12 protein-coding genes are annotated in these 13,339 nt (G+C 44.0%); 1 reads left to right on the top strand and 11 read right to left on the bottom strand.

The window, feature by feature from the left end; all coding sequences use genetic code 11:
• Positions 1 to 277: 277 nt before the first annotated feature.
• The 5 genes from ACTB0Y_RS03255 to ACTB0Y_RS03235 all read right to left on the bottom strand — a co-directional run bounded on the left by ACTB0Y_RS03255 (position 278) and on the right by ACTB0Y_RS03235 (position 6,188).
• Positions 278 to 700, bottom strand: coding sequence for a hypothetical protein (locus ACTB0Y_RS03255; RefSeq protein ID WP_463205361.1), 423 nt, complete (start codon positions 698 to 700; stop codon positions 278 to 280).
• A 334-nt stretch (positions 701 to 1,034) separates the two neighbouring features.
• A complete protein-coding gene (locus ACTB0Y_RS03250) occupies positions 1,035 to 4,019 on the bottom strand; it encodes a DNA polymerase III subunit alpha (protein ID WP_463205360.1) in 2,985 nt (994 codons plus the stop codon).
• A gap of 109 nt (positions 4,020 to 4,128) precedes the next feature.
• Entirely contained in the window at positions 4,129 to 5,280 is a 1,152-nt protein-coding gene (gene dinB, locus ACTB0Y_RS03245; RefSeq protein WP_463205359.1) for a DNA polymerase IV, read from the bottom strand.
• Between the two features lie 215 nt (positions 5,281 to 5,495).
• A complete protein-coding gene (locus tag ACTB0Y_RS03240) occupies positions 5,496 to 5,639 on the bottom strand; it encodes a hypothetical protein (protein ID WP_463205358.1) in 144 nt (47 codons plus the stop codon).
• A 156-nt stretch (positions 5,640 to 5,795) separates the two neighbouring features.
• Entirely contained in the window at positions 5,796 to 6,188 is a 393-nt protein-coding gene (locus ACTB0Y_RS03235) for a four helix bundle protein (protein ID WP_463205357.1), read from the bottom strand.
• Between the two features lie 389 nt (positions 6,189 to 6,577).
• Between ACTB0Y_RS03235 and ACTB0Y_RS03230 the strand changes: the two genes are divergently transcribed.
• On the top strand, positions 6,578 to 7,393 hold the full coding sequence (locus tag ACTB0Y_RS03230) for an XRE family transcriptional regulator (RefSeq protein ID WP_463205356.1): 816 nt from the start codon (positions 6,578 to 6,580) through the stop codon (positions 7,391 to 7,393).
• Between the two features lie 221 nt (positions 7,394 to 7,614).
• Here the strand turns inward: ACTB0Y_RS03230 and ACTB0Y_RS03225 are convergent, their stop codons facing one another.
• The 6 genes from ACTB0Y_RS03225 to ACTB0Y_RS03200 are packed head-to-tail and all read right to left on the bottom strand — an operon-like array spanning position 7,615 to position 13,281.
• Positions 7,615 to 8,349 (bottom strand): outer membrane lipoprotein-sorting protein, encoded by a 735-nt coding sequence (locus ACTB0Y_RS03225; RefSeq protein ID WP_463205355.1) that lies wholly within the window; start codon positions 8,347 to 8,349, stop codon positions 7,615 to 7,617.
• Positions 8,350 to 8,365: 16 nt separating this feature from the next.
• Entirely contained in the window at positions 8,366 to 9,640 is a 1,275-nt protein-coding gene (locus tag ACTB0Y_RS03220) for an ABC transporter permease (RefSeq protein WP_463205354.1), read from the bottom strand.
• The gene (locus tag ACTB0Y_RS03215) at positions 9,637 to 10,794 is read right to left on the bottom strand and encodes an ABC transporter permease (RefSeq protein WP_463205353.1); all 1,158 of its coding nucleotides are present in this window, start codon (positions 10,792 to 10,794) and stop codon (positions 9,637 to 9,639) included. Before ACTB0Y_RS03215 ends, ACTB0Y_RS03220 begins: the two co-directional genes overlap by 4 nt.
• The gene (locus tag ACTB0Y_RS03210; RefSeq protein ID WP_463205352.1) at positions 10,791 to 11,504 is read right to left on the bottom strand and encodes an ABC transporter ATP-binding protein; all 714 of its coding nucleotides are present in this window, start codon (positions 11,502 to 11,504) and stop codon (positions 10,791 to 10,793) included. The genes ACTB0Y_RS03215 and ACTB0Y_RS03210 overlap by 4 nt, the downstream gene beginning before the upstream one ends.
• An 11-nt stretch (positions 11,505 to 11,515) precedes the next feature.
• On the bottom strand, positions 11,516 to 12,688 hold the full coding sequence (locus ACTB0Y_RS03205; protein WP_463205351.1) for a hypothetical protein: 1,173 nt from the start codon (positions 12,686 to 12,688) through the stop codon (positions 11,516 to 11,518).
• Entirely contained in the window at positions 12,685 to 13,281 is a 597-nt protein-coding gene (locus ACTB0Y_RS03200; protein ID WP_463205350.1) for a TetR/AcrR family transcriptional regulator, read from the bottom strand. Before ACTB0Y_RS03200 ends, ACTB0Y_RS03205 begins: the two co-directional genes overlap by 4 nt.
• Positions 13,282 to 13,339 lie beyond the last annotated feature (58 nt).

Raw genomic sequence — 13,339 nt, 5'->3', positions numbered from 1 at the left:
TAATCTTCTTAAGAAAAAACAAATAATTTTCCCGGTTAAAAAATATCTTTTGCCGGTTATTTCCCTGGTTGTAGATATGGTAGAGGTAACCTTCTTCAAACTGCATAATGACTGTTTTTGACGTTTTCAGGGCAAAAATAAAGAAAAAATCTAATCTGCGAGGGTTTCGCTCGAAGCGAAGTCTGGGCTTCCTTTTTTGCCGAAAAGTTATTTTAAGATAGCTCCTTTCATAGCATATTCAGCGAAGCCCTCACTTTTTCATTTTGGCTCTTTAAAATCAACAAAAGACAGCAACAATTAATGACACCAATGATATTACTATAGGTACCAAATAAAAATTATTCTGCAGCTTAAGCAACCTTCTTCTATTCTTATTTTCCTGGTTAATCCCATCAATAAAAACTCCCCATCCTCCGGTCAAATAAACTTTATACCCTTGTGGAGTAGCTTTGATTTCTTTCTCTTTAGGATACTCAATTAGGTCAAAAGCTTTGAGAAAAATAAGAGCATACTCTTTATTATCATCAAACTCTTCAGAATCTGCGTGTTTTATCTTCTCTTTTGACAATTGTCCTTTTGGAACAGGTTCAAAATGGCCAACCCCCATAAATTTACACATGGAGTGAGAATATGGAGCACAAATATTCTCTAAGCATTGCTCTGCTATTCGATTAATTTCTTTCAACTGTTTTTTATCCATAACAAACAATATTTAATATTTCTATTTCTACCCCAAAGATACGAAGAACCAAAATATACCTTTTTGAGCCAAGCTTAGTCATCAGATGAGTACTTTTCACTGGCCAGTAGAGAGGTTCAACAATAAAAATTCCAATTGACAACTCATCAGATGACTTTGCTTCAACATCGAAAATTGGGAGCGCGACTTGGAGTCGCACTCCCAATTACGTAGTATCCAGCGAGGGTTTCGCTTGAAACATTGATCTGGCTTTTGTCTTTATCCGAAAGTTGGTTTAGAGTATTCCTTCCGTAGTATCTTCAGCGAAGCCCTCGCTTTTTCGCCTCACCTCCGCTCAGTCTCCCGCGGCTTTCCGTACTCCTGCAGCGTGCCGTTGTTTTTCGTTGCGCGGATCGGGTTTCAGGGGTAGTTTGGCCATTTTTTGCACTTCGATGGAAGGGTGCCCAAACTCTTCCACCACCTTACCTAAAATCAGGTATACGCCATCACCGGTAAACGGGTATTGTTTGAGGGAATCGGGGAAATGTACGGTATCGATGAAATTGCCTTTGTCATCTAAAAAAGTACCAAAGTGCATCACTTCTTTTTTTACGGTCCACACGTACTTGACGGTGACCAGCAGGCCGGTGAGCTTAACGGCTTTACCCACGTAGCGTTGCAAGTTGCGGGCTTTCACCTCGCCACGGAAACCGGTTTGCAGCATATCGAACCAGGTGAGTGACAACGGAAAACCGAGTAGCTCAATTTCGTCGTAAGCATCTTCCAACGCTGATGTGCGTAGCCTGGGAAGGCTGTAATGCTTTTCTTCCGGTTCAAAAAGCACGGGTACCGGCTTTTCTTTGCGTGGCTTATTATCGAGCAGCATGTGTGCTTCCCAAAGCAAATCAACCTTACTTTTACCTGTAAACCGAAACGCCCCAATGCGAATTAAAATGCGCAGTTGCTGAATGCCAATTTGCACACGCCGGGTAAAATCAGCCAGACTTTTGAATGCCCCTTCCTGACTGCGGGCGGCAACAAGCGCCTTCACTACGCGTTTTTCCAGATCCTGGATATGCACAAAGCCCACGTAAATGGTTTTACCTTCGATGGTGGTCATTTGTACGCTGCTATTCGCGCACGGCAACTCAATTTGCGCGCCCCAGCGCCGGGCTTCATTAAAATAGATGCTCGTTTTGTAGAATCCACCGAAATTATTAATCACAGCCACCATAAATTCCAGTGGATAATGGGCCTTGAGGTACAAACTCTGAAAACTCTCCACGGCATACGATGCAGAGTGCGCTTTGGAAAATGAATAACCGGCAAAAGAGGCAATCTGCCGCCACACCTCTTTGGTGATATGCTCGGGATAGCCGCGGCTGCGACAGTTGGCAAAAAACTTATTGATAAGCGAATTAAGTTCATTTTCGTAGCGAGGTTTGCCACTCATCGTACGCCGCAGCGTATCGGCATCGGCCAGGTCAAGGCCGGCAAAATGGTGGCACACTTTGAGCACATCTTCCTGGTACACCATCACGCCGTAGGTTTCTTCGAGCTGCTCTTTCATTACGGGGTGGATATACTCAAAGCTTCCGGGGTTCTGGAACCGCTTGATGTACTCGCGCATCATGCCCGATTTGGCCACGCCCGGACGAATAATGGAGCTGGCCGCCACCAGGGTAAGATAATCGTCGCAACGCAATTTGCGCAGTAGTCCGCGCATGGCCGGACTTTCGATGTAAAAACAACCGTTGGTCTCCCCGACTTTGAGCAGTTTCTTTACTTTCGGATCGTTTTTGAACGTTTCCACCTCATGCACATCTACGGGTTTCCCCTGGTTTTGCTGCACCAACGTAGCACAATCGTTGATGTGGCCGATGCCCCGTTGGCTGAGAATATCGAGTTTTTCGAAACGCAAATCCTCGGCCACGTACATGTCCCATTGTGTGGTAGGATAACCTTTGGGCGGCATATCCAGCGCCGTGTAGCAGGTAAGAGGCTTTTCCGAAATCAATATTCCACCGGCATGAATGGTGCGCAGGTTCGGGAAATCGTTCATCTGCTGCCCGATACGCAAAATATGTTGCGCCACTTTATGCTGATTGCGCTCATCGCGCGGATCATTTACCAACAAATCAATTTCCGCTTTGGGCAGCCCGTGGACCTTGGCCAGTTCGCGCAAAATGGAACGTCCCTGAAACGTAGACATGGCGCCCAGCAGCGCAGTGTGTTCTTTCCCATATCGTTTGAAAATATAATCCTGCACCTGGTCGCGGTCGCGCCATGAATAGTCGATATCGAAATCGGGCGGGCTGGTACGTTGCGGATTGAGGAAGCGCTCGAAATAGAGATTCAGCTCCACCGGATTTACATCGGTGATTTTCAGCGCGTAAGCCACCAGACTATTGGCACCACTTCCCCGGCCCACATGATAAATACCACGGGTCATGGAATAGTGAATAATATCCCAGGTGATGAGAAAATAAGCGGCAAAACCCAGCTTATCGATCACCTGTAACTCTTTTTCCAAACGCTCACGCGCATAAGTATCGCCCGGCCCGAAACGCTCTGCGAAACCTTCGCGCGCAAGTTTCTGGAGCAACAATTTATCATCGTAACGGCTGGCAGAATACACCTGCTTGTTTTTGAGCGATGTGAAGTCAATGTGATAGGTGCATTTCAACAACAGTTTTTGCGTATTGTCAATCAATTCGGGAAAAAACTCGTAAGTTTTGGCCAGTTGTGCTTCGGTAGCCGGTACCTCATCGCCTTTGGCCACCATTTCCGGGGTCAGATTAGACAGCAACATATTGTGATCGATGGCGCGCAGGTGGCGGTGCAGCTCCATATCGGTGCGGGAAGCAAACGTCACCGGGTGAAACATCACACAGCGATTGCGAATAAGCTTATCGCTGATGGTCACCAGCTTGTTGCGCTCCGATACGCGTACGCCAATGTATTCATCGTCGCGCAGGCGGTCGGGAAAATTTAAAAACGGGTAGATAAAAAACACATCCTCGAGCTGTGGTGCGCGTTCGGGTAACTTTAGATTGTTGATGTTGTGGTACGACATGAACCGGTTGATCTGCTCAAATCCTTTTTCGTTACGAGCCAATGCAGTGTAAAGCCATGTATCGCCATTGCGAAATTCCATCCCTGCCACCGGGGCAATGCCATACTTGCGACACGCCTTCACAAAATCGGGCATACCTGTACTGTTGTTGATATCGGTCAGAGCAACAACCTGAATACCTTTTTGCGCGGCCATTTGCACCAGTTTTTCCGGCGACAAAGTTCCATAACGGAGGCTGTAATATGTGCGGGCGGCGAGGTACATTTGGTTTCAGGTTACAAGTTTCAGGTTTCAGGTTTCAGGTTACAAGTTTCAGGTTTCAGGTTTCAGTTGAATTGTAAACGGGATAACTTGAAACTTGGCACCTGAAACATTACAACCTCCGCATTGCCATAGCTTTATGCACAATATGATCGCCGTACCGGTTACGCAAATTATCGAGCGCCTGGTACAGTTTCACCATTTCACTGGTATCTTCGAACAGATTGAGCTGGTGGGCGCCATGTACCAAATGGCTAAACTTGACACCCACCAACCGTACGCGCATACGGCGGTCGTATACTTTGCGAAACAGCTCCCGGGCTACTTTTATCAACTGGTGATCGAGGCCGGAGTAAGGAATACGCTGCTGTTTGGTATGCGTATCAAAATTTGCATAACGTATTTTCACTGTTACACAAGCTGTTACTTTCTGTTTGCGGCGAAGCTCAAAAGCCAGCTTCTCGGTCATGGCGGCTATGATCTCCTCCAAACGGGCCGTATCGGTACGATCTTCGCTGAAAGTACGCTCCGTACCGATGGATTTTCGCTCGCGGTAAGGTTTTACCGGCGTAGGATCGATGCCATTGGCTTTTTTCCACACGCCTTCGCCGTTTTTTCCCAACACGCGGGTCACCATTTCCGGTGGCACCATGCGCAATGTTTCAATGGTGTCGACGCCCATGGTGCGCAACGTTTGAAATGCTTTGTGCCCAACGCCCGGAATTTTACGAATGGACAACGGACTCAGAAACGGCAACACTTGCTGCTGTGCTATCTGCAACTCTCCATTGGGTTTGGCCTCGCCCGTGGCTATTTTGGCCACGCTTTTGTTGGTCGACAAACCAAAGGAGATGGGCAATCCGCTCTCTTTCATAATGCGCTGCCGCAATTCCCGCGACCATTTCAATGTACCGAAAAAACGATCCATGCCGGTAAGGTCGAGATAATGCTCGTCGATGGACATTTTTTCGTACACGGGTGCTTCTTCTGCGATGATATCGGTTACAACATGCGAATACTTCGAATACTGATCCATGTCGCCACGAATTTGCAGCGCTTCGGGACACAACCTGCGCGCCATCTTCATGGGCATGCCGGAATACACGCCAAACGTTCGCGTTTCGTAACTGCACGCCGACACCACGCCCCGGTCGGAAGCCCCGCCGATGATGATGGGCTTGTTATTCAACGCGCTGTTGCGCAGCCGCTCCACCGACACAAAAAAGGTGTCGAGGTCGAGATGTAAAATATTTCGGGTGTTCATGTTGCAAGTTTCAGGTTTCAGGTTATTCCGTTAATAAGTCCAGTTTCTGTTCCATTTCGCCGATGGGAACTGTGCTTCGCTGATTGCTGTTCCGTCGCGGCGAGAATCCGGTTGCATCTTCTTTTTTACCGATATGTCATCCCTACGGGATATAACTCAATAAGTCGCGGTGTGAGTTCTTTAATGAAATGTTTCATCTGTTTATCATTTTGATTTTAGTGGTCAGATGGAACCTCCTTTTCCCTGACAACAAGCTTTTTACTTTTATTTCTCTGAATAATCATTCGCGTGTGTGTTAAAAGCTTTATCATGGAGGTTTCATCATCTTTTTCTTCCATTTCAATTATTTGCAACCTCACGCTGCGACTTTAAGTTTCATGTTGCAGGTTTCAAGTTTCAGGTTATTTCGTTTTTAATTTTATTGTTCTTTATATTTCGTCGATGAAAACTATGCACGCACCAAATCTTTGCAGTAAGGACAACTTGAAACCTGAAATTTTCGAACATGAAACCTGTCAATTCTTGTACTTGGTTCCTTTGAATTCTGAGTGCTGCAGGTACTTTATAAATGCACTTATCTTTTTACTTTCAACAATTAACAGATCATATAATGTATCAAAATCTTCTTTTGAGACATACTTTAAATCAAAAGCTCTGTACAATTGTGATCTTGTTTCTCCGCAAGATGCTTTAGCAATTGATAAATATTGCCGAAATTCTTTTTTCCCATCTCTTTCAAAACCTTCTGCAATATTATCCATTACGGAACCACTCGATCTGCGTATCTGATCTTTCAATGAAAAATCTCTCGAAAAAGATTCAAACATTGTAAACTCGTATACCACATTACAAATTTCTCTGGCTAATTGCCATGTTTCCAAATCTTCAAAACGATTTATTTTTGCCATATAATTATAATTTAGTTTCAGGTTTCAGGTTTCAGGTTTCAGGTTATTTCGTTTATAATTTTACTATTCGTTTCATTTCGCCGATGGAGACTGTGTTCCTCTGAAAACTGCTCCATCGCGGCGAAAATTTGCTTCAGGTCTCTTTTGGCTTCAGGTTATTCCGTTTACAAACCTGCTTTTGGCTTCATTTCGCTAGTAGAAACTGTGCTTCACTAAACACTGTTCCATTGCAGCCAGAACGTCTCACAACTTAAAACCTGAAACGTGAAACTTTCAAACTTGAAACTTTTTAACCTGAAACTTGGAACCTGAAACATTTTTACTTACTTTTGATTAGTATTTAATCATTTTTACGATTATAAATTAATCATTTTAGATAAAACGCGCAAATGAAATCGACATTTTTTGCTCAAAATATTAAACTGCTACGCAAGCGACGCAAGCGCACGCAAGACGAAGTGGCTGCTGCGCTGAACATGAAGCGCTCTACCTTAAGCGGATATGAAAACGGGGTGGCTTCACCGGGGCTTGATGCGCTGGCCGGATTCGCCGATTATTTCGAAATTGCCATTGATACATTAATACGTATCAACATGGCAGAACTTTCGGAAAGTCAGCTATCGGAGCTGGAGCGCGGTTATGACATTTTTGTAAAAGGCAGTCGGCTGCGTGTACTCACCACTACGGTAGACAGCGACAATGATGAAAACATCGAGCTGGTACCGGAAAAAGCCAAAGCCGGCTACACCACAGGCTATGCCGATCCGGAGTACATTCGCGAATTGCCTGTTTTCAAGCTGCCATTTCTCGACCGGCAGAAAAAATACCGCACGTTCCAGGTGAGCGGAGATTCGATGTTCCCCGTGCCGGAAGGCGCATGGATTACGGGAGAGTACGTACAGGATTGGAACAACATCAGCAATAACACGCCCTGCATTTTTGTAACCCGCGACGAAGGCGTAGTTTTCAAAATAGTAGAAAATCAACTTAATGAAAAACAGTCGTTCCGGTTACATTCGCTCAATACGCTTTATGAACCTTACGATTTACCTGTAAACGACATTCTGGAAGTATGGCGATTCGTGCACTTCATTAGCAACGACATGCCCGAACCGCGATTGCCACAAACTGACCTTATTGCCACGGTAAACAAGTTGCGGGAAGATGTTGATATGATGAGAGGGCGGTTTCACGGCAAGGAATAATTGCAAAACAAATCCGGAGGATTTGCATATGTATAGTTTGTGGGAAACATTGAAAGCCAGGACTCCGGAGTGCAACAATGTTGAACCTATTACCAAATCACCGATGGGCACATCATCAATAAAACACCTGTACCTCGCGGTGATGTTTGTAGCTTGACACCAAGCTACAAACATGTGATTCCGGAATCATTATTCAAACCGTAAATTGGAGTTTGTAAAAACTACTTCTTCAACGATGCTTTGCTGAAAACGTAGTCGGGAATTTCCTGGTCGAACTTGATGTTTACGACTACGAAATCGGTTCCTTTTCCTTTTTTCAGCACATCTTTATAGTTCATTTTAGTGGGATACCAACGGTTGCCTATTTTTTTTACATCGCCCAATTGAACACGCTTGAGCAACTGCCCGCTTTTGGCGTACAGCTCCTCTTTGAGCGGCACATAGCGTTCCTGATCGATCCAGGTTTTGCGACTTTCGTAAGTAGCATCATCTACTTTGGCATTCATTTCCACGACCCATGTTTTGCGACCGTCCACCTCTTCTTCGTCAACGATTTTGGCGGTGTAAATGTCAAGCAGCTCACGGTCTTCCATCACATCTTCGTACGACATGTCGGAGCCCATTACCGATTGTCGCAGCATGTGCCCTGAAATCTGTATGGTGCGATCTGTCGATGGTGAATATATCCACAAACGATCTTTGAGCTTCAACATTTTTGTGCCTTTTTCACGTGCCGGAGAGAGATATTCCGTGAAGGACTCATGGTCGCCACGACTATATGAATGCGCAGTGAGCGTGCGGGTATTTCTCCGTCCGTAAATAATCATTTTGGACTTCATTTCAGTTGATTTGGCTGTCATATTTTTGTCGACTTTCCTAATGACTGTTTCTGCATCTGGATAATCTTGCGCAGACAGTAGTAAAGGAAAAAGTAGTAATATTACAATGGATTTCATTTTATTATCATTTTGATTAAACTTCCAATTCTTTAAAAAGTGTTGCGGTTTCGCGTTTATATATGCCGCGCCCGGAAAGCATGTTGCCTAAAACCATGGCTACCAGGCCGGGAATAAACCCGATAAACAATAAATCAGGTGTGTATTCTGATCTTAATGTATTGGGCAACATCATGTTGGTCTCGGGCATCATTCCTGTGATATCTATCCCTACAATTTGCATATAAAATGTAATGCCCAACCCGATTAGCGTGCCGATTATGGAACCAATCACACCAATAATCACCGCCTCATAAATCAAGGTTTTGTACACATGTTTTTTCTCCTCGCCCAACGCCAAACGAATGCCAAATTCCTGGTATCGGCGAAGGCCGCCTAGCAAGCCGGTGTTCCACAGCACTACAGACATCGCCATAACAAACACGATGACAAAAATGAAAGACATGCTGTTTGCCAAATCCAGAAAACTGGCAAGGTTATTCTGTTCTTTTAACCGGACCATGGTGGGCGCAAATTCACTCTCTTCATCTCTATACGATGCGTTAAATGTTGTGGCGATTTCTTTCGCACGTTCATCTTTGTATACGCCGGTATTGAAAAAACCCAGTATCTCACCTGCTCCATTATCCATATCGAGCATTCGCTGTGCATCGGCAATATCAATAATAAAAGCTCCGCGATCCATATTTTCCGAGCCGAACCGAACCATGCCGCTCACAGCGAAGTTTTCGAAAGTCATACTTCCGTTCATGGAAGCGCCAATGTAGGTTAACTCATCGCCCACTTTAAGATTGAGCTTTTCTGCCAATTTATATCCAACGAGTGCCTCACCTGCTTTTGCCGGCACAGCTCCTTTTACGATGGATTTTTCAATATTCAATCGCTTCAGCTCTCCGCTTTTTTCATTGTGCAATTCAATGGCCAAGCCTGTTGCCGGTCCCTGCGCCATGGTTTCGCCGTTTTCATTTGGCACATCGATAAGTCCACCGAAATAGATTCTTTTCATCCATTGCACATCAGGGAATTGCCTTTCGAGGGAGGGAATTAACGTATCGACCCCAAGCAGTGCCAAATCATTGGGCAACTGATCTTTGTTCTCGGCATACGCACGCGACATTACTTTTACATGCCCGGTTTGAAACCGTGCACTCTTATCGACAATATCGCCCATCATGCCGCGTAAATATCCGCTGAATGTTACTGTGAGCATAACACCTATCGTAACTATAATCACCGGAATCACACTCCGGTTTTTATCTCGTAATATTCCTTTAATTAAATATCGTATCATTGCAATTTTCCTTTTAAAGCATTAACCGGATCCATTTGAGCAATTTTGCGAGCTGGAAGAAAACTCACAATGGTAGCTGCAACAACAACCAGAATAATTGTGGTGATGATTAGCGACAAACCATATTCCGGATAAATTGTATCGGGTATGGCAACACCAAAATCCTGAGAATCTGTAGGGAACGTGATTCCATATTTATTGAACACCACAAACAATGGTATACCATATAAACTACCCACAATTGTAGCCAGGAAGCTGTACATACTACCTTCGGCGGTAAACAAACCCACGACCTGCCAACGCGTCATTCCCAGGGCTATGTAAGTTCCGATTTCTTTCTGCCGGCGAAAAATAGACAACACCTGTGTATCGAATATGGCGAGTAACGCAATGGCCATCAGCAATAAATACATTACTGAGCCTCCTACATTTTTTGCCTGAATAATCTTTGCTAACGGTTCCAACAGATCTTTGCGGGTTTTAAAGTCCCAGCCTTCTATTTTCTTTTGCGTAAACTGTTCATTTGCAATAAAATATGTAGCATGGTCATTTAATCCGGTCATTTCCCACAATTTTTTGATGGGAACCCAAATCTGGCCTTGATCAACCGAACTTACATCGGTATCGAAAACACCTGCAATGGTCACGTTGGCTGCGTCGAATGTCCCATTTTTATCGCGCCATCGCAACAAAAGCTGGTCGCCTTTTTTCAAGTTGGCCGATTTTGCCATTCTCGTTCCGATTAACGCCGGAATATTGGCTTTGCTTTCAAGCAATAATTGGGTGGGCAATTGCACTATATTCTGCTCGGCACTGATTCCTTTTAGCGCAATAGAAACCATTCGTCCTTCGGGATAAATGGTTGCCTGGCGGATCAATACCGGCGTCAAATTCTCCTGCTCTTTTTCAGGTAAAATGCCATGTCCGTCCTGTAGTGAGAATGGATCGGCAGGGTCGTATTTTGCATTCAACAATTGACCACTCCCAATTTCCCAATCAATAGCCGCATTGCTGGCCTGTTTGTTCCAGCCTTCAATGAGGCCGTGATAAAAAATGATGAGTACAAATGCGAATGAGAGTACTCCCACATTGAGCCAGGTCCGCAAACCTGCTCCAACTAAGTTTCGATATGCGAGTTGAAATGCGAGTCTCATAGCACTTCCTTTTTATGTTCAACATGCTCATCTTCTGCCACTCTACCGTCTTCTAGACGAATCATTCTATCCAGATAACTCATCACTTTCTCATCGTGGGTGGCAAATAAAAAGGTGGTTTTTAGCTCACTGTTCAATTTTTTCATCGTCTTCATCACGATGTGCGCATTTGCGGCATCCAGATTTGCAGTAGGTTCATCGGCCAACACAATGGCCGGACGTTTGACCATAGCACGGGCAATGGCAACACGCTGCCCTTCCCCACCCGATAGTTTGGCTGGTTTCTTATTGGCAAAACTCTGCAAACCAACCCATTCCAGCGCCTCCATCACTGCTTTTTTCCGCTCCGCAGCCGTTCGCTTTTGCAGCAAAAGAGAAAATTCAACATTTTCAAAAACCGTATAAATGGGCAACAAGTTGTAAACCTGAAAAATAAATCCCAAATGCAGGTTTCTCAGGTGCGCTGACTCTTTATGCGACAACGACGAAATATCCTTATTCATTACACTAACTTTCCCTTCTGTGGGACTATCGAGCGAACCAATAATGTTGAGTAAAGTGGTTTTTCCGGAACCACTTGGCCCTACCAAACCGGCAAATTCTCCTTGCGAAAATTTAAGATTCACATCCTTGAGCGCGGCAAAATCCCTGTCGCCCGTTGGGAACTTTTTGGTAAGGTTCTCCACTGAAATGATGCTGTTATGGTCCATAGTTGTACAAATTATAGTTCAGGTGTCTGTTTATCGTCTTTTTTATGTGTGAACAAATGATTGTAAACCAGCATAAGCCGGACTCCCGGCCCGGCGAACGAGTTCATCATATCATTTTGCTGAAAGGCTTGTTGTTCAGGATTATAATATGCCATCAGGTATCCGGTAAAATGTTGAAATTGATGCTCAAAGTTGAGAAAAAATGCAAAATCTTCGGTTTCCCAACTGTAATAGAGCACACTACTTAAATTATTGAAAAAATTCAATGGATAAGAAAGTGTTGCTGCGGTAATGTTACTGTTTTTTCCAAATTGAAACGGTTCCTCATCATATCCAAAAAACAAATGTTCTGTAATTACATTGAGTCCGTTTCCTACACCAAACGTATAGTCGCAACCCAAATTAAAAAGCCCCTGATTGGTAAATGCTCCAATATTTTTCGACTGATGAATGTATGATGCTTCAAACCAAAGACCAATGCCCACATCCCATTTTCCGTCCAAGCCCAGACGATCTTCCGGATTCTTTTCGTATGATTGGAAAATGGGCAATTCAGTAGAATTTGCAGCGCGGTGATGGAATGATAGTGCAATTTCACCTTTGGGAACCGGATATTGAATGCGACCGCCAAATTCCGGCTGCCTGCCATACGTTTTTATGGCATCGAAGCCACGTGTTTCCTCATTTCCGTAGAGCATCCAAAGCCAAATATTGGCATTGTTTAAAAAATAATATCTGCCTAATAACCCATAAACACCGTTGGTTTGGCTTAACGGATCGCGCGGATCAATTTGGTTAAACCATTGGAGCGGCCTGAGTATGGTTGCCGATCCGAAATCAATTTTTTGCAGTCCGGCGCGTACCTCTAACTGCTTTCCAGTGTAACGAGCCCAGGCCCGATAAGGCTTGATTGTGGCATCGTTTACAGAAGTATCAAACGCATGAAACATGGAACTACCGTACATGTTGGCGGCTCCTACAAAATCCAGGTTTTGTGATTTCGGAAGTTTGATTTTATAGCTCATTTCAGGAATATATCGTCCTCCGGCGAAAAAATCCAAATCGTTGTCAGGACTATAATTTCCAAATACCGAAGCCTGTCCTTTGAACTCAAAAATATTTTGGCCGAACAAACTTATTTGTCCGATTAAAAGGAAGACCCATATGATTGCTGTTTTTTTCATTCTTGTGATTTCTCTTTTCCGACGATTCCGTAAAAAAAGAATTTGGTGAGTTCCATGATAAGATCCTGCGAGTTAGGAAATAACGCTGCTAACCGCTCATCGAACAATTTCCCTGACATATCATTTAAAAAATAGAGGACAAAATCCAGACTTAAATCTTTTCGAATATGCCCCTGCTCTTGAGCTTTCGCCAAATCGCACATTACTTCGCCCATGAAATTTTGCTGATATTGCACAATTTGTTGTTTTAATCCAAGCTCCTCGTAGCGATAGATATCTTGTATGAATTCTTCACCGATTAATGTCGTGAACTTATGTTTCAAAAAAATAAGCTCTTTCACTTTTTCTGAGTAAGGAATGTCTTTTTTCATAATTTCCCTGTACTGCACCATCGCTTCATCGAGCACATGCCCTAAAATATATTGAGCAAATTCTTCTTTATTTTTGAACTGCTTATAAAAGGTCATTTTACTCACAGCGGCCTCCTTGCACACTTCCTCGACAGAAACCCGGCGAACACCATGTTTCCAGAACAAGGCTTTTCCTGCATTAAACAGCGCTTCAAGTTTTGTGGGTTGTATATTAATCTCCATAATTTTACTAATTCTTGTCAAATATACGAATTTTATTTTATTTTACATATATCGTACA

This window comes from Salinivirga sp. (assembly GCF_055145285.1).
The sequence above is the reverse complement of the archived record's forward strand: the minus strand, read 5'-3'. Positions and strand labels throughout refer to the sequence as shown.